This window comes from Asticcacaulis sp. P4_H10 (assembly GCF_056400965.1).
Map to the genome: position 1 here is coordinate 82,524 of NZ_JBFUKH010000005.1, position 24,761 is coordinate 107,284.

Below are 24,761 nucleotides of genomic sequence, written 5' to 3' on the forward strand. Positions count from 1 at the left end.
CCCAATTGCTGGACAAACAGCGGTCAATTGTGACGGCCCCGAAGTCGACCGGATGATCGAAATTGATTAATATCAATCAAGCCGTCTTATCGATGGCCACGGCATAGGTATGGATCGGTCCGTGCATATTGGACCGGAATATCAGCCATCTGCCGTCTGGTGTGAACTGTAGATTGGGCTCGGTGCGGTAGTCGTGGGTCTTCATATTGACCAGCTTCTCGGCGCGCAGTACGCCCGGCCGGACAAGGTCGGCGGCATTTGGCGCCGAAACGCCCAGGTCCTCGATGATTTCCGGCCGGAAGAGATAGATCCATTTGCCGTTCTTCGCCTTGGCGACCATCTCCTCGTCGCCGCCGTCGCCGGCATAAAGCTTGCCGTCGCGGCTAATCTGGAAGTGCACCGACCATTCGTCGCGATCCATGTGATACCAGATGCGCTTGTGAGTCTTGAGGTCATAGGTCGCCAGCCAGAAGTCTTCGCCGCGCGGCGTCTGGAGGTCGTAGATAACGTGCTGGCCGTCGAAGCTGAAGAACTCATGCCCGGCGATTTCCATGTTCATGGAGCGCTTGTGGACGTTCTGCTTATTCGAGCCGTCGGTGCGGATCGTCCAGACGCGGTCGACACTGTGCCACGGCCCTTCGTGGCAATACATCAGTTGGTGTGGATCGGCCGGCGAGAACTGGACATGGTTCAGCCAGTCGGTCGAGGCCGTTACCACCCTGCGCTCACCGGTCTGGATATTCAGCGTGAACACCTCCATGGGGATGTTTTGCGCCAGGCGGTCGGCCATGCGGACCTCCTTGGCGGCGGCGAAACTCAAAGGCTTGCCGTCGGGACCTACCGCATTATAGCCGCCGTCGGTGCCGGCGACCTTGGGCCCAGGTTGAAGGTCGTAATTGCGCTCGGCCCAGGTGCCGGCCAGCAGGGTGTCATCGGCATTGACGGTCGTTATGCCGCCCTTGATGTCCTTGGCGATGGTCGTAACCTTGCCGGTGTTCATGTCGATCGCGGCAATCTCCTGGCCGGAAGGTTTGCCGTCGGCGCTCAACGAAAACTTGCGGGCATAGAGTATCGACTTGATGCGTGACACCATCAGCGTCCGCCACGCCTTGCCGGGCGCCAGGATCGTGCTCTTCCAGGTGCCGAGATCGACCTTCATGATGCCCGACGGTGAATCATAGACCATCCACTTGCCGTCGGCGGTAAAGGCGTTGTCGTGGAAATAGAGCGACTTGGAATCGTCCTCTTCCGAGATACGCACGATGCGATGACCGGTATCCTTGTCTATCCAGTCTTTGGCCAAATCCCTGGGCAGCGGCCTTGCCGGTTCGGCGGCGGCAGCGGGCATGGCGGCGATGGCGCCCAAGGCGGCGGCACTTAACAGAAAGTCGCGTTTGTTCATGGACGTTTCCTTATTTTACTGAGAGTTCGAACGGACTCGCCGGCAGCCCGTCCCGGTTATAAAGATTGATGATGGGCGTTCCCGCCCAAGCATAACGGACGCGCGCGGTGTCAACGGGCGCATCCAGCACGACGGTGTCGCCGTCGATTTTCGCAGGCACAAAGGCGCAGGTTTCATTGCACGCTTCGAAACCGAGCACCGCCGCACCTGAATAGCTGATCAGTCCCTTGCCGATATTTTCAAATCGGATTCGGATTGCTCCGCCTTCGCGCGTCGCCGACAGCGGCAACGGAGAAGCCGGTCCGGTCTGGCCGTAGATGACACGGTTGGCTTCCAGCACTAAGCGGCGTGCCACTTCCTGCTTTTCCGGCGAGTGGATGTCGCGCGGATTGCCGAGGTCGATCGTCACAGCCAGCCCGGTCTGCGGCAGAGCCTTTGCGGTCAGGCGCTGGACCTCGCGGATTTCGGCAAACCCCGATTGGCCGGGCTCGGCCGTCATGGCGCCATAGCCGGTCAGTTGCGTGATCAGGAACGGCAGGGGCTGACCGGTACGCTGGCGCCAGCCCTTGATCATCTCCGGCAGCAGTTTCGCGTAGAGCGGGGCCTGAGCAATATTCTGTTCGCCCTGGAACCACAGGACGCCCTTATAGCCATAGGTCTCCACCGGGCCGATCATGGCATTATAGAGGTTGGCATTGCCGCGCGTCGGCACCCACGGCACAAACGGTGGGTGCGCAGTACCGTTGCGGAAATCGACTGCGACCTTGTATTTCCACGTCCCGGCCATGGGCAGCCTGTCCGCGCCCAGCGCCAGGAAAACCTCTTCGGGCGTCGATCGCAGACCGCCGCCGCCGCTTTCATCGATGGCGCGCACGGCGATGACATTGTCGCCAGCCTTCAGCACGCCTGCAGGGATAGCGTAGGCGCGCTTGATCGCGGGGCCAAGCGTTTCACCGACCTTGACGCCATTGACAAAGGTCAAGTCGCGCTCATCGACCGTGGCCAGATTGAGCGTCGCGGTCGATCCCGCCTGTTCGGCCGTCAGCGTCACATGTTTGCGGAACCAGACGGCGCCATCGAGCTCATTCAGGTCGTCGCGGCCCTGGTCTTCCCAGATGCGCGGCAGCCAGACATCGCCCCAGCTGTTGTCATCGAGATCTGCCGCATGCCACTTACCTTTCGTGCCGGGATCGTTGGCTTCGGCCCACATCGCAGTCCCGGCAAAGACGGTTTGTTCCGCCGACTTGGGGTCTCTGGCATAGGCGTCGAGCAGCTTCAGGTTCTCATCGAATCCGCCGACCTTTTTGAGTGCCTCGGACGGCAGCCAGTCCTGGATCATCGACCCGCCCCAGCTGGAATGGACCAAGCCGACGGGCACGTTCTGGATTTTCTCGATCTCGCGGCCGAAGAAGTAGCAGACGGCGGAAAAGTCCGGAGCGGTCTGACGGCTGGCGGTCACCCATTTGATTGGCGTCAGCGGCAGATCGAGCAGGCGCGGTGATCCGCGGCGATCGACGTGCAGGTGACGGATATTCGGTGTGTCGGCCTTGCTGATCTCGTCGGCGGCGTTGCGCGACTGGGCGACGGCGAACTGCATATTCGACTGGCCGGAACACAGGAAGACGTCACCAATCAGCAGGTCGTGCAGATCAGCCGCCTGGCCGTCCGTCGCCTTGACCGAAAGATCGTAGGGACCGCCGGCAGGCATGGCGGGCAGGGTCACCGACCAGGCGCCGTCCTTACCTGCCTTGGCGCTATAAGGCTTGCCGGCAAAGGTCACGGTCATCTGCGTCTTGGGCGCACCCCAGCCGTGGATTTTCAACGGCCGGTCGCGCTGCAGAACAGCATGGTCCTGGAACAAGGGGTGGAGGAGCGGGCGTTCCTGCGCAAGGACACTGGTTGCGGTCAGCGCCAGGCAGGCGCCGATAAACGACATTGCGACCTTCATAGGTTCCTCGCTGACGCACAGTCTTAGACGTGCTGAACCCAACCTTACGACAGGCCGCCGCAAAATCAATCAAATTAGCGCATTATTGATCAGCCGAGCTTGCGGACTTCAAGGTCGGAATAAGCGGCGATCAGCGGCGCCATCTGGCGGAAGCCAATGCTCCCCTGCCCCGGAACGGCTTCACCCGGCTTGGCGTCCCAGGATACGACCGGCAGATCGTTGATCAGAAAGCGCACGCCACGCGGCGATTTGCGCACGCGAATACGGTAAGGCGGCGTGGCGTCCTTGACGTCAGGTAGGGGATCGGGACCTTGCGCCAGAAGCTCAAACCCCGGCGCACGGCGCAGGTTGGAAAGGTGGAAAGCGCGTTCTTCCGGCCAACGCCGGCGGAAATAGGCGATCTGAAGCGCCGACACGTCCGACTGGGTGTATTGGTCATAGACGCCGGAGCGGGCCTTCAGCCGCTTGTCGAGCACGTGCGCATCTCCGCCGCCGGCCAGCAAGCCCCGCGCCGCAAAGAACAGAATGCACAGGCCAGGCTCCTCGATCGGCCAGAAATTCCAGCTGATCTCGACATTGTCCGGGAAAACTTCCGGGCACCAGAAGACAAAGTTGGACGCCTGGCCCTGGTCGGCCGACAGCTTGTTGCGCAGGCGCATGCGGCCGAGTTCGAAATCGACGAGGGCTTCGCCTTCGAGCTGGAAATCCTTGATGTCGGCCGGTGTCGCGAGCGGGTTGCGGTAGATTATATCGCCGGCTGCGCGAACGGGCAAACTTGCCGCCATTCCAGCGCAAAGCGTGGCAGCGATCATTTCACGTCGGTCGAGCATCATGAGGTCGCCTTACTTCCCTTCTCCCCACGTGAGGGGAGAAGGTGGCTCAGCTTGCTGAGCCGGATGAGGGGTTACCCAAGCTGGTAGCTTGCGCGTCATCGTTCGTAAACCCCTCACCCTAACCCTCTCCCCTCAAGCGGGGAGAGGGGATTTCGAGGAAATCCCTACACGATCCCGCCGCCGAGATTCGGATTGAACACCCGCGTTTCCGCCTTGAGCGCACGATAAGAGGCCGCACGGTAGCAGGCAATCGGATCGATGGCCCCGCCCCTGCGCATCCGCGCCGTGGCCAGGGCTGGACGGACGTCGGTCTCGAACGCCAGGCGCAAGGAATTGTGCGCCATGATGACATCATTGTCGGCCTGATAACCCTTCAGTGCCTCACGGTCGACGATCAGCGCCTTCACGTAAGCGCCGGCGATGGCGCGCGCCGAATTGAGCAGGCTCTCGATCGGATCGGTGACATTGTGCGACTGATCCATCATGTAGGACGGATTGTATCCGCCCTTGGCGCGGCGCTCGGCCGAGACGAGCTCGTTGAACACCAGGAACAGCTGGAACGGGTTGATCGAGCCCGAGTCGAGATCGTCGTCGCCGTATTTCGAGTCGTTGAAATGGAAGCCGCCCAGCTTGCCGAACTGGGCCAGGCGCGCCACGATCATCTCGATATTCACATTCGGACCGTGGTGGCCGAGATCGACCAGGCACTGCGCCTTTTCGCCCAAAGCCTGAGCGCACAGGATGCTGGTGCCCCAGTCCTGGACGACGGTCGAATAGAGCGCGGGCTCGTACATCTTGTGCTCGATCAGCAGCCGCCAGTCGTGCGGCAGCTCACCGTACACAAACCGCAGGGATTCGAGATAGCGTTCCAACGTATCGGTAAATTCGCACTGGCCCGGGAAGTTCGAGCCATCGCCGATCCACACGGTCAACGCCTTCGAGCCCAGTTTACGGCCGATATCGATGCATTGCAGATTGTGGTCGATGGCCTGCTGGCGCGTCTGCGGGTTGGCGTGGCTGAGCGAACCAAACTTGTAGGACCGCTTCTGGCCGGCCTGGTCCTGGAAGGTGTTGGAGTTGATGGCATCGAAACCTACGCCGTGCGCTTCGCCGAACTGTCGCAGCGCGACGTAATCTTCGGTCGTATCCCACGGAAAATGCAGCGACACGCGCGGCGTCAGGCCGGTCAGTTGCTGCACGACGGAGCAGTCCTCGATCTTCTCGTAGACGTCGTTGGGTTCACCGGCCAGCGGAAAACGGGCAAAGCGCGTACCGCCGGACGTCATACCCCAGCTCGGCAGGCCGACTTCGAGGGTCAACAGCTTCTGGACGATGTCCTCGATATCGATGCCGGAACGCGCAAGCCGTACCGCCAGGGCGTCATAATCAGCCAGGTGCGCATCCATCAGGCGCGCATTGTCCTTGTCGATCACATCCCGCGGAATACCCAGCGCCGTCTGGTCGATGGCGACGTAACCCATCTGCCCTGCTCCCTTAACATACCCTACTCGGTCTCTTATGGACCTTAAGGCCATACTTGGCCACGGCTCAGGGATTTAGTCAAATCACCAAAGGTTTAGTGCGGCTTGGTGTTACCGCGTAAACGCGGCGGCGTTACCCGCGTCGACATTAAGGATATTACCGGTCGATTTGGCGGCTCCGGCTCCGGCCAGGAAGACGACAGCTTCGGCGACATCCTGCGGCAGGACCGAGCGCTTCAGCAGGCTGCGCAGGCGGTAGAATTCTTCAAGCTCGTCGTCCCTCAGATTATAGGCGGCGGCGCGCTGCTGACGCCACTCACCAGTCCAGATCGACGAGCCCTGAAGCACAGCATCCGGGTTGACGACATTGACGCGGATACCGTGCGGCGCGCCTTCCAGTGCGAGAACGCGGGCCAGTTGCAGCTCGGCTGCCTTGGCTGCCGAATAGGCCGCTGTATTGGCCGAGGCCGCCAGGGCGTTCTTCGACGCGACAAAGACAATGGCGCCGCCCAGAGGCTTCATCAACCGGAAGGCCTCGCGGCTCGGCAAGAAATAGCCTTCGGCCAGGACGCGGAAATTGGCCTGCCACAGGTCGAGCGAAGTGTCGGCGATCGGTGCCGCCGAGGCGATGCCGGCATTGGCGACCAGGATGTCAATGCCGCCAAACGCCAGGACGCAGGCATCGAACGAGGCGCGCACCGCGGCTTCGTCGGCGACGTCGTTGACAAAGGTGCGGATCAGGTCGGCGCGATGGCTGCGCGTCAGGTCGGCGCGCACCGCCTCCAGCCGCACCTCGTCGATATCGGTCAGCATGACGCAGCCGCCGCCCTTGAGAATTTGCTCGGCGACAGCGCGCCCAATGCCGCCGGCGCCGCCGGTGATATAGGCGACCTGACCGACGAAAGGACCGGGGTTGGGCTGGCGTTTCAGCTTGGCTTCTTCGAGAAGCCAGTATTCGATATCGAACATCTCCTGGTCTTCAAGCGCCTGATAGCGGCCGAGCGCCATCGCGCCACGCACGACATTGGCAGCATTGCGGACATATTCGCCGGCGATGCGGGCGGCCGTCCGGTCAGGCGCAAAGGCAAGCGCGCAAGTGTCGCGGATCAGCACGACGACCGGATCGGGATCGCGCACGGCCGGGCTATCCGGGTGACGGCACCGGGCGTGATAGGCGCGGTAACGATCACGATAGGCCTCGACGGCGCCTGTCAGATAGTCCTCCGCGCCTTCGCCCAGCAGCCGTTCAGGATCGAGGATCAGCGGCCATGGCTTGGTGCGCAGGAAATGGTCAGGACAGGCTGCGCCCTTGGCGGCCTCGGCCAGAAGGGTTGGCGACGACAAAAACGCCTGGATATCGGCGCCGCTGATAATCTCGCAAACCTTGAGCTGCGTACGGCTGAGCTCGACGCGCAATGCTGTGATCGCCTTAAGCACTAAGTCTTGGTCGGGGATCGCCGGCGCTACAGCCTGGGCACGGGCATTGATGGCGTCGGCGGCGATGCCGATCAGCTCAATGCTGGTGTCGTAGCAATCGCGCGCCGTATCCCCCCAGCAGAACAGGCCATGGCCTTCCAGCACCAGGCCGCGCCAGTGCGGATGCGCGCGGACCGCTTCACCTATACGCAGGCCGAGGTCGAAGCCCGGACGCTGCCAGCCGAGCCAGCCCACCTCGCCCTTGTAAATCTCTTGGGTCAGGGCTTCCGATTCGACTGTCGCTGCTATTGCCACGACCGCATCGGGATGGAGATGATCGACGTGCCTGAAGGGGATGAAGGCATGCAGAGGCGTATCGATGCTGGCCGGACGCGGGTTAAGCCCGAAGGTACAGTGCGGCAGCAGGCCGACCATCTCATCTTCATAGGCCAGGCCGCGATAGAGCCGCTCAAGCCCGCGCACGCGATCAAGATAAAGCGTGGCAAACCCGTCGGCGCTCATCGAGCCGAGATCGCCGCCCGAGCCCTTGACCCACAGGACCTCGACAGCTTCGCCGGTCAGCGGATCAACGCCCGCCACCTTGGCAGAGGTATTGCCCCCGCCGAAATTGGTCACCGACAGATCCGAACCGAGAAGGTTCGAGCGGTACAGCAGCAGCTCCGCTTCGCCCATATTTTGCGCGACAGCATCGTCCCAGCGGTTCGCAGGCCTGTACAGAATCGGTGCGCGGGACTTCGGTCCGGATTCGATCCGACCGATCAACGCCTCCTGCGACAAGCTCATTGAATAACCCCACTGCCTATTGTAGTATCTTTGGAACAACAGTCCTGATGCTTGGAAACGACGATACAGCGATTATCGACAACTTTCAATCATTATCGGTCAAAACAACAGTGCTGATTAATCGCCAAGACTCGAAGGGTCGCGGAGATGGGAAACGTTAAGGACACGGGGCAGGGCAATTGTGCTGTCTTCGATATCGGTAAAAGCTTTGCCAAGCTGAGCGTTGTCACGCCCGGCGGCGAGATTCTGGTAGATCGCCGCACCGCAACGCCGACACTGCGCACATCCCTTTATGACGCCTTTGACACCGACACCCTGTTCGAGTGGCTGCTGACGCAGCTGAAAAGCCTGTCCGACTACAGGATCGATCGCATCATGCCGGTGGCGCACGGCGCCGCCTGCGCATTTCTGGATGAAAACGAAGCCCTGGTGATGCCGATCCAGGACTACGAAGCAGCCATCCCCCCCGCCATGGTCACCGCCTATGAGCTGGCGCGTCCGCTGTTCAATGAAACTCTGTCGCCGCGCCTGCCCAAGGGCATGAACCTTGGTGCGCAGCTTTACTGGCACAGCCGCCGCGATCCGGCGCAGTTTGCCCGCGTGCGCTGGATCCTGCCTTACGCACAATACTGGACGTGGCGCCTGAGCGGCGCGCTGGTCAGCGAGATCAGCACGCTGGGGTGTCATACCGACCTGTGGTCGCCGACGACCGGTGGCTTTTCGTCCCTGGCGCGCAACGAAGGCTGGGCCGAACGCTTTCCGGCCATGCGCGGTGCGTGGGAAACGGCAGGAATGCTCCGGCCTCAGGTCGCCCGCGCCACCGGCCTGGCCGCAGGCACTCGCGTCTGCGTCGGCGTCCACGATAGCAATTCGGCCCTGGCCGCGCTTTTGTCAGGCTGGCACAATGACGAGCCGCCGGCCATGCTGTCGACCGGTACCTGGTTTATCGCCATGGCGCCCGACGGCCGCCTAGACAATCTTCAGGCCGATCGCGACTGCATGGGCGCCGTTGACGTTTTCGGCCGTCCGGTGCCCTGCGCCCGCTTCATGGGCGGCCGCGCCTACCAGACGATCACCAATGGCGCCAACGAACAGGTCGACGCCAGCGTGCTCGATGCGATCATGCGCGAATCGGCTTTGGCCTTGCCAAGCTTTCTCGAGGCCGGCGGCCCCTTCCCGCACATGCGCGGCGAAATCCGCGGCCTGCGGGACGATACCCCCCAGGCGCGCGCGGCGCTTGGCATCATGTATCAGGCGCTGCTCAGCATCACCTGCCTCAGCATGATCCAGTCGGGCCGCGCCCTGGTCATCGAAGGCATGGCCGCGGGCAATCCCCTGCTGTGCCGGCTGATCGCCGCCCTGCACGATGGCCCGGTCGTGTGTACGGCTTCGGTTTCGGCTGTGACGCTCGGCGCTTCGGCACTGGCGTTCCGTGACGAAGTGCCCTTGCCGCGCCTGCGCCTGCGTCAGGTCCATCCTTTGTTGTCCAGCGAATTTCGCGCCTATCGCGATCTTTGGCTGCAAGCCTGCGGCACGCCCGTTGCCGCTTGATTGCTTGTGAATATAGGGCTATCGACAGCCGATAAATTCCACATTATAAGATTCGATCAAGAGCAATCACATGGAAGCGTTTTCGTGTGATTGAGGACGAACAATAGGGTAATTCATGCATCTTCAGGACCGCTGGAAGCGCATCATCGACGAACTCAGCAGTGAGCGCGTAACCTCGGTAGACGAACTGACGGAACGGTTGGGCGTATCGCCGGCCACTATTCGCCGCGATCTCAACGAACTGCATGAGCTGGGACATCTGCTGCGTGTGCGCGGTGGCGCCATGCGTTCCGAAGGCAAGCTCTATAGTGGCCGTGAAGAACGCCGCTCGGAAGGCCTGCGCGGCCAATCGAGCTTCTCGGACAGCGTCATCGCCAATTCCGCCGCCAAGCGCGCCATCGCAAAAGCCGCGCTCGACTACATCACGCCCGGCCTGTCGATGATCATTGATGGCGGCACGACGACCTGGATGATGGCGTCGATGATGAACGACGAAGCCTACAATGTGCTGACGACGTCCGTGCCGATCCTGCAATGCCTGCTGGAACGGTCGCGGGTAAAAGTGACCCTGCCGGGCGGTGAGCTGTTCCGCGACCAGGGGATTATTTTGAACCCGTACGAAGACGGCATCCTGCAGCACTTTGCGGCCGCCCGTATGTTTATTGGTTGTCAGGCGTTGACCAAGAATGGCCTGATGCAGACGGATACATTGCTGGTCCAATCCGAGCGCCGGCTGATGGAGCGCGCTTCGGAAGTGGTGGTCCTGGCCGATTCGAGCAAGATCGACGCCCCGGCCTCACTATCGGTGTGTCCGTTGTCGCAGATCGACGTGGTGATTACTGACGATGGTATTTCGCAGGACGCTGTGCGCTGGCTGAAGGCGCACGATATCGACGTGCGGATTGTGAAGGCTGATCAGGCCGCCGCAGCTTAAATCTAAATATCTGAGATTGCGACCTAATCCCTTCTCCCCACCTGAGGGGAGAAGGTGGTCAAGCTTGCTTGACCGGATGAGGGGTTACAACGCTTTCCGCACGCGCATCTTCGTCCAATTACCCCTCACTCGGTCCGGCAAGCTGGCCCACCCTCCCCCATTAAAAGGGGCGAGGGGCTACTTAAGCCATATAAAACACCGGCTTCAGCGCCACCGCGACCGGTGAATTGTCCGGATTGGTGTCCATGACGTCGGCCATATAGGCCCACCATTTCTTCATAAGCGGCGTATTTGGCAGATCGTCCATCGTATGATTGTCCGTCCGCTTCAAAACGCCGAACAACACCAACGACTTTTCATCGAGGAAGATCGAATAGTCCGACACCCCCGCCTCATGCAGCAGGTCCGACAGCTCCGGCCAGATCTCGTCGTGACGGCGCTGGTACTCAGCTTCGAAGCCGGGCTTCAGTTGCATGGTAAAGGCATGGGTCTGCATGGGTAACCTCAAGGCAGTGTAATCGGAAAGGTCTTTGGATACTGCGGCTTGTCGGGCGAACAGGCCGGCACATCGGCAGCCGCGCCGACGTTCAGCTCTTTGAACCCCGTCAGTTCCTTCGCCACATAGCAGGCGATGGTATAGGCGCCATAGCCGTTGTGGTGCGTCTTGTCGGCGCCCTTATTGCCAAACGCCAGCGGCGACACGTCCGGCCCCAAGGCCTCATACATCCGCGTCGTCTTTTCGGTCAGGTCGATCAGCGGCACATTCAACTGCTTCGCCGTTGCGCGCACAGCTGCATCGTAACCAGCATGGGTATTCTCGATCTTGCCGTCCTTGAAGGCACGCCGTGCGACCGGCGTTACCAGAACCGGCTGGCCACCGCGCTGGCGGACATCGGCAACAAAGGCCGTCAGCCAGGCCGGATAGGCGCCATCAGCAGCGGCATAGGTGCGCGGCCACTGCTTCTTTTCGTCGTTGTGGCCAAACTGGATCAGCACCACGTCGCCGGTGCGCAGTTCGCTCAGCAGCTTGTCCCAGCGCAGCGAAGTGACAAAAGACTTCATCGTTTCGCCGCTGCGGGCATGGTTGGCGACTGACAGCCTAGCATCGAGGAAGCGCGGGAGCATCTGGCCCCACGAGGCGTAGTCGCTGCCGTTCTGATCGGTGACGGTGCTGTCGCCGGCCAACAGGATGCGGCGGGCACTCACAGGCGCCAGTTCGAAACCGGTCAGTTCGGCGCCGGTTACCCGCACCGTCAACTGATCATCCCAGTTGAAGTCCTTGTCTTCGGTGCCGCGCAGGCCGACCTTCGGCCCCTTGGCTGCGTCCTGTTCGGCCTGGGCCAGGTAGGGATTGCGAACATTGACGATGACTTTGACGCTCTTCGTTTCGCCTGCCTTGAGCGCCACGGGCGCAAGCATCAAGCGCCGATCCTCGGCCCAGATAGCAGCTTTGCCGCCGGTGCCACGCAGGGCCACAGTGACTTCATAGTCGCCGGGGGCAGCGGGCTTTGAATTTGCCGACGCGGCCGAAGCAGGCGCAACCGGCGTAACAAAGGCCGGATCCGTGACGGTTTGCGCGGAAGCGCCCGTCGCCGCGATTAAGAGTGCCGCCAACGCGACCATAGATTTTTGATCGAACATGATCGATTTAGGGGCCTTTATATGCGCAAATCGCGATATTTGTGATTGATGTTGATATTTTTCATTGATATCCCACACTGTCAATGTCAAATTCAATTAACGAAATCAGGTGAGGCAGGGATGCGGATGAAAAGTCTGGGCAATACGCGTGCGGGACTTATAACCCTGGCTGCGGTTCTGTGCCTGACGGCAACGCCTGCCCTCACCCAAAGCTCGCAAGACGGCACGCAAAGTGGCGATGCCTTCATGGACACGCTGGGCCTGACCAACCAGCAAAAGGCCGGCGCCGCGGTACCGGGCGGCCGCATCCCCGTGGTGTCGACGAAGGGCGAGACGACCTATCTGATGTCGGCGTTCAACGCGACGTCACAGAATTCGCTCAGCCTGTTCACTTCGAACGATGGCGCGACCTTCACCACCCTGGCTGTCGAAACCTACAAGCCGGCCAAGGGTTTGCTGCGCGATCCGTCGATCCTGCGCGCCGACGACGGCCAATACTATATAGTCTACACCACCGGCTGGGACGGCCAGACCTTCGGCATCGCCCGCAGCAAGGACCTGCGGTCGTGGGAACACTTGAAGGACGTACACCTAGACCTGCCCGGCCTGACGAATGTCTGGGCGCCGGAATGGTTCAAGGACACGGATGGCAAGGTGCATATCGTCGTCTCGCTCTCGAAAGGCGGCACCAAGGGGCCGTTTGCCCCGCACGTCCTGACGGCTACCGACGCGACCCTGACCAGCTTTACGGCTGCGCAGCCGATGCAGGGCCTTGAGAACAACCACATCGACACCTTTACGATCAAGGACGGCGGCAAATACGTCGCCATCACCAAGAACGAGACCGACAAGACGCTCGAGCTGGCGACAGCAACCTCGCTGACCGGTCCGTGGACGATCGAGAAAACCGGCAACTGGGCCGGCTGGGGCGACTGGATCGAAGGCCCGGCCCTGACGCCGATCAAGAAAGACGGCAAGGACGGCTGGCGCATCTATTTCGACGAATACCGCACCAAGGACTACTGGTATTCCGACAGCTTCGACGGCCTGAAGACCTGGACAGCCAAGCAAAAATTAGGCGGCGTTTCAGGCGCCGTCCGCCACTTCACCGTCATCAATGAGCCGACCGCGCGCATCGACCAGATCATCGCGCCCAAGGCCGGCAAGACAATCACCTGGGACAAGTATTCGCTGAAGGTCGATGGCGAGCGCATCATCGTCTGGTCGGGCGAAATCCACCCCTTCCGCCTGCCCTCGCCGTCGCTATGGCGCGACTTGCTGCAAAAGCTGAAAGCGACCGGCTATAACGGCGTCGCCCTCTATTTCGACTGGGGGTATCACACCGGCGAAAAGGGTTCCTACGACTTCACCGGCATCCGCGACATGGAACGCGTGATTACAATGGCCGAGGAAGAAGGCCTCTACATCATGATCCGTTCGGGTCCGTACGTGAACGCGGAACTGACGCGCGGCGGCTTCCCGGGCTGGCTCAACCGTCAGCCGGAACTGGCGCGTACCGATCACCCGGACTATATCGCCGCCGTCGACGAATGGCAGACCCAGATCAACGCCATCGTCGCGCGCCACCAGCTGACCGAAGGCAATGGCAATGTCATTGCCTTCCAGTTGGAAAACGAGCTGGGCGACACGTCCGATGCCCGCAAGCGCTACATGCAGTACCTGGCCGACAAGGCGCGCGCCGACGGCATTACCGTGCCGCTGTTCCACAACTCCGCAGGCCGCCTGCCCAACTGGACGCCGCCGGAATCGACCGCACCGTGGGCAGTCCAAGGACCGACCGACCTCTATGCGTTCGACGGCTATCCGGGCGGAAGCTGCACCGACAAGGGCGAGGTCGGCAAGCCGAACATCGTGCCCAACTGGGGCATCCATGGCGTGCCCAAGCCTGCGGCCGATGGCATCACCAAGGTCGGCGCCCTGTCTTCGCCCAAGACACCGGGCTTTGCCGCCGAAATCGGCAGCGGATGGTTCGACTACTGGGGCAGTGTCGGCACCTATGAGTGCACCGCCAAGCGCATCGGAACCGAATATCAGCGGCTGTTTTACGGCTCCAGCCTGGTCAACGGTCTGACCATCCACAACGTCTATATGGCCGCAGGCGGTACCTCATGGGGCTGGCTGCCGGCCAGCGTCGTCTTTACGTCGTATGACTACGGCTCAGGCATCACCGAAGCCCGCGCCCTGCGCCCCAAGGCCTGGCAGCTCAAGCAGATGGGCCAGTTCGCCCAGGCCGCGGCGCCCTTGATTACGCACCTCGACAAGGGGCCTGACATCGCCTCGACCAACCCGAATGTCCAACTGGTGCACAGCGTCGGCGCCGGTGGCGAAGGCCATCTGGTCTTTGCCGTCCACAATCCATCGAATGCCGTGACGACCGATGATTTCGGCTTCACCCTGACCACCAACGACGGCACCTATAAGCTGCCACAGGCCGGAAACCTGCGCCTTGTCGGCCAGGACGCCCGCATGATGGTGGCGGCCTATGCGCTGGAACGTCAGCACCTGGTCTATTCGACCTCGGACCTGCAAACCCACCTGCAACAGGGCAAGCGCGACATCGCCATCTTTACCGGCCGTCCCGGCGAAGACGGCGAAACGGTCCTGCGCTATGCGAAAAAGCCCAAGGTCGAGATTCTGGCGGGTGCGGCGACCACTGTCTACGACAAGAAGTCAGGCGACCTGCGCCTGAACTATAAGCAATCGGGGTTGATCCGTCTGCGCATCTCCGGCGGTGGCAAGCCCGATCTCCTGCTTTTCCTGGGCGATGACGCCTCGGCGGAAAAGTTCTGGCAGCAGAAGACGCCCGAGGGCGCGGTTCTGCAACGCACCAACGCGCTGATCCGCGAAGCCGAGTTCAAAGGCACGACCCTGGCGCTTACCGGCGATACCTCGGCCGACAGCACGATCGACATCTGGTCGCCGAAAGCCTTTACGGCCCTGACCTTCAACGGCCAGGCTCTGGCCTTCACAGCCAATCCTGACGGCAGCATTACGTCGGCGGCTGTGCCGGGTCCGGAAGCCGTAAACCTGCCCGACCTGATGCAGGCGCAGTGGCTACGCCGCGAAGACTCGCCCGAAGCCAAGCCCGATTTCGACGACAGCGACTGGCGCAAGGCCGACCTGACGACCACGACCGCCACCAAGAACACCGCCCCGCCGGCCGGTGAGCCCGTGCTCGACATGAGCCAGTATGGCTTCCACCACGGCGACGTCTGGTATCGCGGCCGCTTCGAGGTCAAGGCCGGCAAGAAAACCGCCCACACAGTCCCGCAGACGCTCGACGTCCACTACGGCGGCGGCGGGTCGGGTATCCTGCAGGTCTGGCTCGACGGCCAGTTTATCGGCCAGTCGGAAGTGCCTTCGGGCAAACCGCGCCCGGAAACCACGGCTAAGGCGCAGTTCACCCTGCCCGCCAATCTCAAGCCGGGCAACCACGTCCTGTCGGTCATGGTGCGCAACAATTCGCACAACTGGGATCTGGCAGCCGACGATGAGCACAAGGAGGCACGCGGCCTGATCAGTGCGATCCTCAGCGGTTCGCCCGTCGCTAATCCGGTGCCCAAGACGCCCATCGCCTGGAAGATCCAGGGCAACAAGGGCGGCGAGCGCATCGCCGACCTGGTGCGCGGCCCGATGAACAATGGCGGTCTTTATGGCGAACGCGTCGGCTGGCACCTGCCCTATGGCGCAAAGCCCGACACCACCGGCTGGACGCCGGCCAAGCCGACCGATGCCCCGCCCCAAGCCGGCACCTACTGGCTGAAGACCGAACTGCCGCTTGACCTGCCCAAGGGCCACGACATCCAGCTGGGCCTGCAATTTGGCGATCCGTCAAAGCCGCAGTCCGCCCCGCACATGCGCGCCCTGATCTTTATCAATGGCTGGAACATGGGCAATTTTATCTCGCACATCGGCCCGCAGCGCACCTTCGTCCTGCCGGCCGGCATCCTCAACCCGAACGGCAAGAACACGATCGCCCTGGCTGTCACCTCGGACGGCAAGCCCGAAAATGCGCTTGAGCCGATCAAGCTGGTCGTCATGAACGCCGTGCGCGGCGGTGTGCCGCTCGAAATCGTGCCCTCGCCTACCAATTTGCAACGCTAATCCTGCTTGAGTACTCTCATGAACGTCCCCTTCCCCAAGACGCAGATGAATAACCAGATCCTCACCCCGCCCCATCCGGACCGCATCCATCCGTTGCTGCGTCACCAGACGGCAACGCTGGGCGCCGATCGCAACGATATCCTCGATGCCTCGCACCGGCTGATCGACAATCTGGTTAATATCCGCGACGAAAACGGCCAGTTCCTGCTGCGTCTCGAAGACGGACGGGTGATCGACACCAAGAGCTGGCACGGCTTCGAGTGGACCCACGGCGTCGGCCTTTATGGCATGTACAAGGTGTGGGAGCTGACCGGCGACCAGGCGACCTGGGACATCATGGTCAACTGGTTCGAAGACCGCTTCAAGGAAGGCATGCCGTCGCGCAACATCAATACGGTCGCGCCCTTCCTGACGCTCGCCTACCTCTATGAGCGCACTGGCGACCGCCGCTACCTGCCCTATCTCGACGTCTGGGCGGAATGGGTGATGAACGACCTGCCGCGTACCGAAGAAGGCGGCTTCCAGCACATCGTCTACAACTCGGTGAACAATCAGCAGCTTTGGGACGACACGCTGATGATGTCGGTCATGCCGCTGGCCAAGATCGGCCTGCTGCTCAACCGCCCGCACTATGTCGAAGAGGCCAAGCGTCAGTTCCTGATCCACATCAAGTACCTGACCGATCGCAAGACCGGCCTGTGGTACCACGGCTGGACGTTCGATGGCCGGCATAACTTCGCCAACGCCCTGTGGGGCCGCGGCAATTCGTGGGTGACGATCGTCATCCCGGAATTCATCGAGCTGCTGGATCTGCCGAAGGACGACGCCGTGCGCCAGTTCCTGATCGACACACTGGAAGCCCAGGTCGCGGCCTTGGCGAAGGTCCAGGCGCCGTCGGGCCTGTGGCGCACCATCCTCGATGACGAAACGTCTTACGAAGAAGCCGCAGCGTCCGCTGGTTTCGCCTATGGCATCCTCAAGGCCGTCCGCAAAGGCTACATCTCGCGCGACTACGAAGAGATTGGCCTGAAGGGCGCCCGCGCTGTCCGTGCGCATATCTCAGACGCCGGGGAACTGACCCAGGTGTCGTTCGGCACACCGGTGTTCAACTCGATCCAGGAATACAAGGACATCCCGCTGACCAGCATGCCGTTCGGCCAGGCCATGGCGCTGCTGACCATGACGGAGTTCATGTACCGGTTTATCTAAATCTCCCCTCCCCGTCGCTCACGATGGGGAGGTTCGTCGTTCCCTCTCCTCCCCACAGGGTGGGGAGGGGGACCGCGAAGCGGTGGAGGGGTATCCGCTTTCAGTCATACCCCCTCCGGCGCGACAAGCGCGCCACCTCCCCACCGTGTGCGGAGGAGAAATCATAAAGGGGAGTAACGCCAGTGGCGGAGCGTAAAATCAGTTGGGTCAATCACTGGGGCTGGGGCTCCGGTGATATGCTGGGTGCGGGCGCGCAAGCCGTCATTACCGGCTGGCTGTTCTACTTCTTCACGACCTTCTGCGACCTTTCGGCCGTCGAAGCCGGCCTGATCCTGGGCCTGCCGCGCCTGCTGGAAGCCATCACCTGTCCGCTGATCGGCTATATTTCGGACAATCTGCGCCACACCTGGATTGGACGGAAGATCGGGCGTCGCAAAATCTTCCTGATGATCACCATCCCGCTCCTGCCGTCGTTCGCCCTGATCTTCGTGACCGGCCAGACCTTCTGGTACTACCTGCTGACCTTCATCTTCTTCGAATTCGTCTACACCATGTTCCTCATTCCATGGGAAACCCTGGCCGCGGAAATGACCAAGGATTACAAGCAGAAGGCCAAGTTCGCCGGCGCCCGGATGATCATCGCGCAGTCGTCGGCCATCCTGGCCTCCTACCTGCCGAAACTGATCATCGACAATATGGGCGGAAAGAATTCGCCCGACACCTTCCTGATCATGGCGTCCATATTCGGCGTGCTGTTCTCGATTGTCGTCATTCTCGTCGTGCTGTTTTCGTGGGAACGGCCCTATACCGACGACGAACTGGCCCATAAGGGCGAGCGCCTGTCGCTGAAGACCGCCCTGCTCATTCCGTTCAAGATGTTCGGCGATCTGTTCTCGACCCTGCGTCTGAAGGCCTTCCGCCAGCACCTCAGCATCTATCTCGGCGGCTACCTGTCGCAGGATATCTTCAACACTGCCTTCCCGATCTTCGTCGCCACGGTCCTGGCGGCCGGCGCAGCAATGACCAAGGACGATACGACGTCCATGATCGCCGGCATGATGACTACTATGTACATTGCCCAACTGATTTCGGTTATGGTCGCCATCCAGGTCGTCATCCGCACGGGGCCGACCATGGCTTACCGGATTGCGATCGGCTTCGTCATCGCTTCGGTCCTGCTGTTTGCTGGCTTCTACCTCACGCAGCCAGCGGGCTTCGCCGACGGCCTGGCGCCGCTCAACGGTGACCTGGTACTGTCGTTCAGCCAATCGAACTTCGGCGTCCTGTTCTGGTTGTTCGTGCCGATCGTCCTGGCCGGTCTTGGCCGGGGCACGCTCAACTTCGTGCCATGGTCGGTCTATAACTATCTGCCTGACGTCGATGAGGCGGTGACCGCCCAGCGCCGCGAAGGTATCTTTGCCGGCGTCATGACCTTCACGCGCAAGGCCGCCCAATCGCTGGCCCTGATCGCCACCGGCTGGGCCATTAGCGCCGGCGGTTACGTCGCCACGCCCAAGGAAGCCACCGATTTCATCGTCCAGACACCGCAAGCCATCCAGGCGATCGTGCTGGTTCTCGTCGGCGGCCCGGTCCTGATGATGGTGCTGGGCGCCTGGGCGTCGTGGAACTTCAAGCTCAACGCCAGGACCCACGCCGTGCTGGTCCATGAGGTCGAACGCCTTCGTGCCGGTGAAACCGAACCCGAGTCGGAAGAATCGAAAAAGATCGTCGAGGACCTGACCGGCTGGAAGTGGGAATACCTCTGGGGGCGCAAGCCCAAGAAGGCCTAAAAACAAAAACGGCGGGGCATTCGATGCTCCGCCGTTTTCATATGTTGTTCGTGTCTGTTCGTGTGGTTCGTGGTCAAATCTTAAAATCACGAACCGCACGAACGAACACGAACAATCTGCGCTTAGTCCTTGAAGCTTGTGTTCTGATGAACGACCACAGGGCGCACATCTGGTGTCACTGTCGTCATCTCGACATTATACAGCGACAATCCGCGCACATGTCGCGTCCAGAGGCCGTATGCCGGTGTGCGGCCGAACATCGAAGGTTCGGGGTAGGATTCAGGGAGGTCACCGGGATCGCGCACGGCGTCTTCGTCAGTGCCGCCGCCGGCATAGCTGAGGTGGATGTTTTCCAGCCGCACGTTTTCGATTTCGTGGCCGGGCAGGCCCATGATCAGGGCACTGTAGTCGGCCAAGATGCCCTCGGCCGTCACATCGCGGATGGTGACATTGCGGATGGCTCCTGGTGTCGCGCCTTCGGGCGCGCGCAGGCGGGCACCGACGCGCAGGAAGACCGGCGCCGTGGTGATTTCGTTGAGCGTCAGGCGCTCGGCCACAACGTCCTCGATGGTGCCGCCATCGACGGTTTCGATCGCCAAGCCGCGTGAACGTTCAAAGGTGCAATCGTAGATACGGATGCGGCGGAAATCGCCAGCCGATTCGGTGCCTAGCTTGATACGGCCCGTGACGCGATCCTGATCGGGCGCAAGCTGCTGGGTGCGGCCGCGCGTACCATCGTAAAGCGTGCCCTCGTCAAAGCCACTGACGAAACAGTCGGCGATCAGCACATCCTCGGTCGGATGCGGCTGACCTAAGGAATGCCCGGCCTTCAGCACAATCGCGTCGTCATTGGGCGTGTTGACCTTGCAGCCGCGCACCGTCACGCGTCGGCAGCCATCGATATCCAGCCCGTCGCGATTGGTGTCGATAAACAGGTTCTCGATCGTCAGGTCGTCGACGCCGGTCGCCAGCACGGCAAAGTGGCCACCGTTGAGGATAGTGAAGTCGCGCAAAGTGACATTGCGTGCCCGGCACAGCCCAATCGTCTTGTTGCCAAGCCCCGCCATGGCCGAGACCTCAGGCGACAGGATAGCCATTTCCTCGGCCGACAGGTGGCGCATACTGAGCGGAAACTCGCCCGCCTGCTTGCGCCAACGCGAGCCCGGCCCTTCGCGGGTCAAACCGCGCCCGTCGATCAGGCCCGGGCCATCTATGCGGATGTTCTCGACATCGACAGCCGAAATCAGGCTGTTGCGCCAATGGCTGTGGCCGAAGTCCTGCCACAGATCGTGCGGATTGGGTTCGGCTTCGTCGTAGACGCCGCCGTGGATGGCCGGATCGGCGGCTTCCCAGACGCAGCCTTCGGCCAGGTGGATATGGACGCCGCTGCGCAGAGGCACAGAGAAGCTCAAATACCGGCCGGCTGGAAAGATGATCTTGTCGGAAGCGGCGATGGCGGCGCGAATGGCATCGGTATCGACCGTGCCATTTCCCGTCGCGCCGAAATCGCGGATATCAGCGAGCATCGGCGAGGATCGAGGAATCGACTTCGCGCAGGGACTGGGTGCCAGTCAGCACCATGGTCGTGCGCATGTCCTTTTCCAGCAGGGCCAGCAGGTTCTCGACGCCCTTCTGGCCAGCCGTTGCCAGCGCATAGACAAAAGCGCGGCCCAGGAGCACGCCATCGGCGCCGAGCGCCAGCATACGCATGACATCAAGGCCGGTGCGCACGCCGCCATCGGCAAAGAGGGTCAGGTCGCCTTTCACTGCCGCAGCAATGGCCGGCAAGGCGCGCGCCGACGACAGGGCGCCGTCGAGTTGACGGCCGCCGTGGTTCGACACGACGATGCCGTCAGCGCCGAAGCTTTTGGCGTCACGGGCGTCCTCGACGTCGAGAATGCCCTTGATGATCATCGGGCCGTTCCATTCGTCGCGGATCCATTGCAGGTCCTTCCACGAAATGCCCGGGTCGAAATTATTGCCCAGCCAGCCGATATAGTCGGCCAGGCCCGTCGCCTTGCCCAGATAGGTCGAGATATTGCCAAGGTCGTGTGGCGTGCCGTGCAGACCGACATCCCAGGCCCATTCCGGGTGCATGACCGCCTGGATCATGCGGCGGATTTCCGCATTGGGACCGCTCATGCCCGCATGCGGATCGCGATAGCGCGAGCCCGGAACCGGCATGTCGACGGTGAAGACCAGCGCAGCTGCGCCGAGGTCCTTAGCGCGTTGCAGGACATCGCGCATGAAGCCGCGATCTTTCAGCACATAGAGCTGGAACCAGATCGGCTTGTTGACCTGGCTGGCGACTTCCTTCAGCGAGCAGACCGAGACGGTCGACTGAATGAAGGGGATGTTCTTACCCGTGGCCGCCTTGGCTGCCTGGACCTCGCCGCGCCGGGCGTACATGCCGGTCAGGCCGACCGGTGCCAGGCAGATCGGCAGGTTATATTTTTGCCCAAACCATTCGGTGCTCAGATCGAGCGTCTCGGAGCCCTTCAGCACGCGCTGGCGCAGGGCCACCTTGTTCAGGTCGGCGACATTGGCGCTCAGCGTCTGCTCCGCGCCGGAACCACCGTCGAGATAGTGGAACAGGAAGGGCGGCAACTTGCGCCGGGCGGCTTCGCGATAGTCAGTCGGGGAGGCAATGATCATTTGGGTCGTAACTTGTATAGGCCGGAGGGGGTACTACGGACAGAGGCATCCCCTCCACCGCTGCGCTATGCTGGCGGTCCCCCTCCCCATCGCTTCGCGACAGGGAGGAGAAATAGGGATTAGCCCGCCAGCATATTGCCATAGCCGATGATGACGGTGGACGCCACCAGGGCCAGGATACCTGTCCACACAAAGGCCTTGGTCTTGACCGACGTCCCCTTCCACTCCTTGAGCGCGAAGCCCCAGAGCGTCGAGAACAGGATGATCGAGGCCATGTGCAGTGTCCACGACGAGAAGCCGTAGGCGCCCATCTGGCTTTCGCCCATGGTGTAGAAGAAGAACTGGAAGTACCACAGCGTGCCGCCCAGCGCTGCAAGACCATAGTTGAGCAGCAGCGGGATCTTCGTGCCTGGCTCCTTGGCTCGGCCTACCCACTCGCCGGCACTCTTGTTCTTGATGATCAGATAGCCGGACCAGATCAGGTTGGTCAGGAAGCCACCGATCAGCACCACGCACAGCACCGGCAGGCCGGCCCACAGCGGGCCGGTGCCAGCGGCCAGGCTGGCGTCCTTGATCGGCGTGCCGCGCTCAAGACCGAAGGCAAAGAAGGAGGACATGACGCCGCAGAAAACCGCGACAAGCAGGCCTTTGGAGAGGTTGAATTCGCTCAAACCTTCCTTTTCGCCGGGCAGTTCGATCTCCTTGCGATGACCTGCCATGGCGACAACGACGATGGCGATGAGCACGACGGCGATGCCGATAAAGGTATAGACGGCGCCGGGTTTGGAGGCGACATCACCTAATGTGCCATTGAACAGCGGTGGCCCAAGCGTACCGATGACCGTCGTCAGGCCGAGTGCAACAGCCATGCCGAGGCTGAGGCCGAGATAGCGCATGGTGAGACCAAAGGTCAGGCCGCCCATGCCCCAAAGCGCCCCGCAGCCGATACAGGCCCACAGCACGTCAGGCGAAGCGGAGCCCAGAACCCCCAAAAGGTCCTTGGTCTGGATCGAGGCGAACAGCCAGGGTGCGAACACCCAGGAAAAGATGCCGCCGGTCAGCCAGAAGATTTCCCACGACCACAGGCGGATGCGCTTATAGGGCACGTAGAAGCTGGCCGAAGCGAGGCCCCCCAGCCAGTGAAACAGTACGCCGATCAACGGATTAGGTGTCATTCTGTCCTCCCCTCTATTTTGTTATGTGCTCAGGTTACAGATCTATTGCAGATTCACAAACAAGCCGCCGTCCGTGAGAACCGAAGCGCCCGTGACGTAACCCGACAGGTCCGAAGCCAGGAAGACGACGACCTTGGCGATATCATCCGGACGGCCCAGGCGGCCAAGCGGGATGCGCGTTTCCATGTAGGCGCGCTTGGCCGGGTCGGCGAGGTCGTCCTTGTTGATGTCGGTGGCGACAGTGCCGGGCATGACGGAGTTGCAGCGGATGCCGTGCTTACCCAGTGCAATCGCCGTCGACTGCATCAGCGAGTGCACCCCGGCCTTGGTCGGCGTGTAGTGGGTTTGCAGTTCCCCTCCAACCAGCGCCGAAATCGACGAAATGGCGATAATCGCGCCGCCGCGGCCCTGAGCGTCCTTGCCCTGCCTGACCATCTGCTGGGCTGCGGCCTGGCACATGAAATAGGCGCCGGTATAGTTGACGTTCAGCGTGCGCGAAAACACATCCTGCGGCATGTCGAGGAAGCTGTGGAACGGGCAGATGCCCGCGTTCGAGACAAAGGCATCGACTCGGCCCAGGCCCGCGACCGCAGCCGCGACAAAGGCCGGCGCCGACGCCGGGTCGGCGACATCGCCATCAAATACCACCGCCTTGCGGCCTAGCGCTTCGATCTCCCTGACCAGCGACTGCGCCATCTCATCGTCATTAAAGACGTTGAGCGCGACATCGGCGCCATGCTTTGCGCATTCGATCGCCGTCGCCCGGCCGATGCCGCGCGACGCCCCCGTGATCAATACCTTCTGTCCTTCGAGCAGCATGGTTTCCGTCTTCCCTTTTTAGTCTGTTGTCTTGGTCCAGCCGAATTCGGCGGAAATCGCGTGTGCGGTATCGAGTACCTGAGTGGCGAGCCCGTTCATGCGGGCATCGTCCATATATTGGGCTGCGCTCGATACGCTGATCGAGCCGATAATGGTCCCCGCAGCATCGCGTATGGGCGCCGCGACGCAGCGGATGCGGTCTTCGTTTTCTTCGAGATCGAAGGCATAGCCGGCTTGGCGGTAGTGGCGCATGCGCTCCATCCAGATGGCTTCACTGACGCCATAGTTCGGCCAGTCGGGCGCTTCACGCGCATAGATTTCGCGCAGCGCGCTGTCGGGTTCGTCTAGCAGCAGCGCCTTGCCGAGGCCGGTCGAGCGCAGCGGCTGGCGCTCACCGATATGCGAGCTGATTTCGATGCGGCGGCGGCCGGTGACCTTATCTAAGTAGAGCGCGCGGTCGCCATCGAGGATGCCGAGATGGACCGTGTCGCCCGACTGTTGCGCCAGATGGACCAGATGATCGTGCGCCAAGCGCGGCAGGCTGATCTGGCGCGCCGCAAGATGGCCGAGCTCCAGCAGCTTTGGCCCCAGGCTATAACCGACGCGCGGCGTAAAGTTCAGAAAGCGCTGCTCGACCAGGGTCGCGGCCAGACGGTGCGTCGTCGACCGCGTAAGGCCTACAGCTTCTGACAGCTGCGGCAGGTTCATGCCGGTTTGAGATACGGCCTTGATAATGTCGAGGCCGCGCAACAGGGTTTGCGCCCCGGCAAGGGAACCTTCCCCGGCGGTGCGCCGCAGTGGATGCAGGGCCGATTGTCTGATTGCCATTATACGCGACGAAGGTCCGAAATTTGGGATTAATCTTTGCGCGAAATTGCGATTTCGCGTAATTTACGGCGTGGATTCGCCGTATAATCAGGCTATATAACGAATTTAGATCATTGACAATCAAAATACCAATCACTATCGATCATTCGA

17 protein-coding genes are annotated in these 24,761 nt (G+C 61.6%); 5 read left to right on the plus strand and 12 right to left on the minus strand.

Features of this window, described 5'->3' with window-relative positions:
- Window positions 1–76 precede the first annotated feature (76 nt).
- The 5 genes from AC1DON_RS10335 to AC1DON_RS10355 form a co-directional block, all read right to left on the minus strand.
- Window positions 77–1,402, minus strand: a complete 1,326-nt coding sequence (locus AC1DON_RS10335; RefSeq protein ID WP_476934717.1) for an oligogalacturonate lyase family protein — start codon at window positions 1,400–1,402, stop codon at window positions 77–79.
- A gap of 10 nt (window positions 1,403–1,412) precedes the next feature.
- A complete protein-coding gene (locus AC1DON_RS10340; protein WP_476934718.1) occupies window positions 1,413–3,350 on the minus strand; it encodes a sialate O-acetylesterase in 1,938 nt (645 codons plus the stop codon).
- 89 nt (window positions 3,351–3,439) lie between these two features.
- On the minus strand, window positions 3,440–4,183 hold the full coding sequence (locus tag AC1DON_RS10345) for a DUF1961 family protein (RefSeq protein WP_476934719.1): 744 nt from the start codon (window positions 4,181–4,183) through the stop codon (window positions 3,440–3,442).
- A gap of 164 nt (window positions 4,184–4,347) precedes the next feature.
- Window positions 4,348–5,664 (minus strand): L-rhamnose catabolism isomerase, encoded by a 1,317-nt coding sequence (gene rhaI, locus AC1DON_RS10350; protein WP_476934720.1) that lies wholly within the window; start codon window positions 5,662–5,664, stop codon window positions 4,348–4,350.
- A 111-nt stretch (window positions 5,665–5,775) separates the two neighbouring features.
- Complete coding sequence (locus AC1DON_RS10355; protein WP_476934721.1) at window positions 5,776–7,884, minus strand: bifunctional rhamnulose-1-phosphate aldolase/short-chain dehydrogenase; 2,109 nt, start codon at window positions 7,882–7,884, stop codon at window positions 5,776–5,778.
- Window positions 7,885–8,031: 147 nt separating this feature from the next.
- Here AC1DON_RS10355 and AC1DON_RS10360 point away from each other — a divergent pair, with 147 nt between their 5' ends.
- Window positions 8,032–9,435, plus strand: a complete 1,404-nt coding sequence (locus AC1DON_RS10360; RefSeq protein ID WP_476934722.1) for an FGGY-family carbohydrate kinase — start codon at window positions 8,032–8,034, stop codon at window positions 9,433–9,435.
- 115 nt (window positions 9,436–9,550) lie between these two features.
- Complete coding sequence (locus tag AC1DON_RS10365; protein ID WP_476934723.1) at window positions 9,551–10,369, plus strand: DeoR/GlpR family DNA-binding transcription regulator; 819 nt, start codon at window positions 9,551–9,553, stop codon at window positions 10,367–10,369.
- Window positions 10,370–10,550: 181 nt separating this feature from the next.
- Here the strand turns inward: AC1DON_RS10365 and rhaM are convergent, their stop codons facing one another.
- Both rhaM and AC1DON_RS10375 read right to left on the minus strand, forming a co-directional pair.
- Entirely contained in the window at window positions 10,551–10,865 is a 315-nt protein-coding gene (gene rhaM, locus AC1DON_RS10370; RefSeq protein WP_476934724.1) for an L-rhamnose mutarotase, read from the minus strand.
- Window positions 10,866–10,873: 8 nt separating this feature from the next.
- On the minus strand, window positions 10,874–12,010 hold the full coding sequence (locus tag AC1DON_RS10375) for a rhamnogalacturonan acetylesterase (protein WP_476934725.1): 1,137 nt from the start codon (window positions 12,008–12,010) through the stop codon (window positions 10,874–10,876).
- A gap of 120 nt (window positions 12,011–12,130) precedes the next feature.
- Here AC1DON_RS10375 and AC1DON_RS10380 point away from each other — a divergent pair, with 120 nt between their 5' ends.
- From AC1DON_RS10380 to AC1DON_RS10390, 3 genes are all read left to right on the plus strand, one after another.
- Window positions 12,131–16,135, plus strand: a complete 4,005-nt coding sequence (locus AC1DON_RS10380) for a beta-galactosidase (RefSeq protein WP_476934726.1) — start codon at window positions 12,131–12,133, stop codon at window positions 16,133–16,135.
- Window positions 16,136–16,153: 18 nt separating this feature from the next.
- The gene (bglB, locus tag AC1DON_RS10385; RefSeq protein ID WP_476934727.1) at window positions 16,154–17,344 is read left to right on the plus strand and encodes a beta-galactosidase BglB; all 1,191 of its coding nucleotides are present in this window, start codon (window positions 16,154–16,156) and stop codon (window positions 17,342–17,344) included.
- Between the two features lie 182 nt (window positions 17,345–17,526).
- On the plus strand, window positions 17,527–19,134 hold the full coding sequence (locus tag AC1DON_RS10390) for an MFS transporter (RefSeq protein WP_476934728.1): 1,608 nt from the start codon (window positions 17,527–17,529) through the stop codon (window positions 19,132–19,134).
- Between the two features lie 122 nt (window positions 19,135–19,256).
- On the opposite strand, the gene AC1DON_RS10395 is transcribed toward AC1DON_RS10390, so the two are convergent.
- The 5 genes from AC1DON_RS10395 to AC1DON_RS10415 all read right to left on the minus strand — a co-directional run bounded on the left by AC1DON_RS10395 (window position 19,257) and on the right by AC1DON_RS10415 (window position 24,611).
- Window positions 19,257–20,660, minus strand: coding sequence for a rhamnogalacturonidase (locus AC1DON_RS10395; RefSeq protein ID WP_476934729.1), 1,404 nt, complete (start codon window positions 20,658–20,660; stop codon window positions 19,257–19,259).
- Window positions 20,650–21,789, minus strand: a complete 1,140-nt coding sequence (gene lldD, locus AC1DON_RS10400; protein WP_476934730.1) for an FMN-dependent L-lactate dehydrogenase LldD — start codon at window positions 21,787–21,789, stop codon at window positions 20,650–20,652. The genes AC1DON_RS10395 and lldD overlap by 11 nt, the downstream gene beginning before the upstream one ends.
- 119 nt (window positions 21,790–21,908) lie before the next feature.
- A complete protein-coding gene (gene rhaT / locus AC1DON_RS10405) occupies window positions 21,909–22,964 on the minus strand; it encodes an L-rhamnose/proton symporter RhaT (protein ID WP_476934731.1) in 1,056 nt (351 codons plus the stop codon).
- Window positions 22,965–23,006: 42 nt separating this feature from the next.
- Window positions 23,007–23,783, minus strand: coding sequence for an SDR family NAD(P)-dependent oxidoreductase (locus AC1DON_RS10410; protein ID WP_476934732.1), 777 nt, complete (start codon window positions 23,781–23,783; stop codon window positions 23,007–23,009).
- Window positions 23,784–23,801: 18 nt separating this feature from the next.
- Window positions 23,802–24,611 carry an IclR family transcriptional regulator gene (locus AC1DON_RS10415; RefSeq protein ID WP_476934733.1) on the minus strand — a complete coding sequence of 270 codons (810 nt, stop codon included), beginning with the start codon at window positions 24,609–24,611 and terminating at the stop codon, window positions 23,802–23,804.
- Between the last annotated feature and the right edge of the window lie 150 nt (window positions 24,612–24,761).

Coding starts and splice junctions, on each gene's coding strand:
- AC1DON_RS10395 (WP_476934729.1), bottom strand. CDS start 20,660: ATGCTCGCTGATATCCGCGATTTCGGCGCGACGGGAAATGGCACGGTC.
- AC1DON_RS10345 (WP_476934719.1), bottom strand. CDS start 4,183: ATGATGCTCGACCGACGTGAAATGATCGCTGCCACGCTTTGCGCTGGA.
- lldD (WP_476934730.1), bottom strand. CDS start 21,789: ATGATCATTGCCTCCCCGACTGACTATCGCGAAGCCGCCCGGCGCAAG.
- AC1DON_RS10365 (WP_476934723.1), top strand. CDS start 9,551: ATGCATCTTCAGGACCGCTGGAAGCGCATCATCGACGAACTCAGCAGT.
- AC1DON_RS10360 (WP_476934722.1), top strand. CDS start 8,032: ATGGGAAACGTTAAGGACACGGGGCAGGGCAATTGTGCTGTCTTCGAT.
- AC1DON_RS10355 (WP_476934721.1), bottom strand. CDS start 7,884: ATGAGCTTGTCGCAGGAGGCGTTGATCGGTCGGATCGAATCCGGACCG.
- AC1DON_RS10410 (WP_476934732.1), bottom strand. CDS start 23,783: ATGCTGCTCGAAGGACAGAAGGTATTGATCACGGGGGCGTCGCGCGGC.
- AC1DON_RS10380 (WP_476934726.1), top strand. CDS start 12,131: ATGCGGATGAAAAGTCTGGGCAATACGCGTGCGGGACTTATAACCCTG.
- rhaI (WP_476934720.1), bottom strand. CDS start 5,664: ATGGGTTACGTCGCCATCGACCAGACGGCGCTGGGTATTCCGCGGGAT.
- AC1DON_RS10375 (WP_476934725.1), bottom strand. CDS start 12,010: ATGTTCGATCAAAAATCTATGGTCGCGTTGGCGGCACTCTTAATCGCG.
- AC1DON_RS10340 (WP_476934718.1), bottom strand. CDS start 3,350: ATGAAGGTCGCAATGTCGTTTATCGGCGCCTGCCTGGCGCTGACCGCA.
- rhaM (WP_476934724.1), bottom strand. CDS start 10,865: ATGCAGACCCATGCCTTTACCATGCAACTGAAGCCCGGCTTCGAAGCT.
- rhaT (WP_476934731.1), bottom strand. CDS start 22,964: ATGACACCTAATCCGTTGATCGGCGTACTGTTTCACTGGCTGGGGGGC.
- AC1DON_RS10335 (WP_476934717.1), bottom strand. CDS start 1,402: ATGAACAAACGCGACTTTCTGTTAAGTGCCGCCGCCTTGGGCGCCATC.
- bglB (WP_476934727.1), top strand. CDS start 16,154: ATGAACGTCCCCTTCCCCAAGACGCAGATGAATAACCAGATCCTCACC.
- AC1DON_RS10415 (WP_476934733.1), bottom strand. CDS start 24,611: ATGGCAATCAGACAATCGGCCCTGCATCCACTGCGGCGCACCGCCGGG.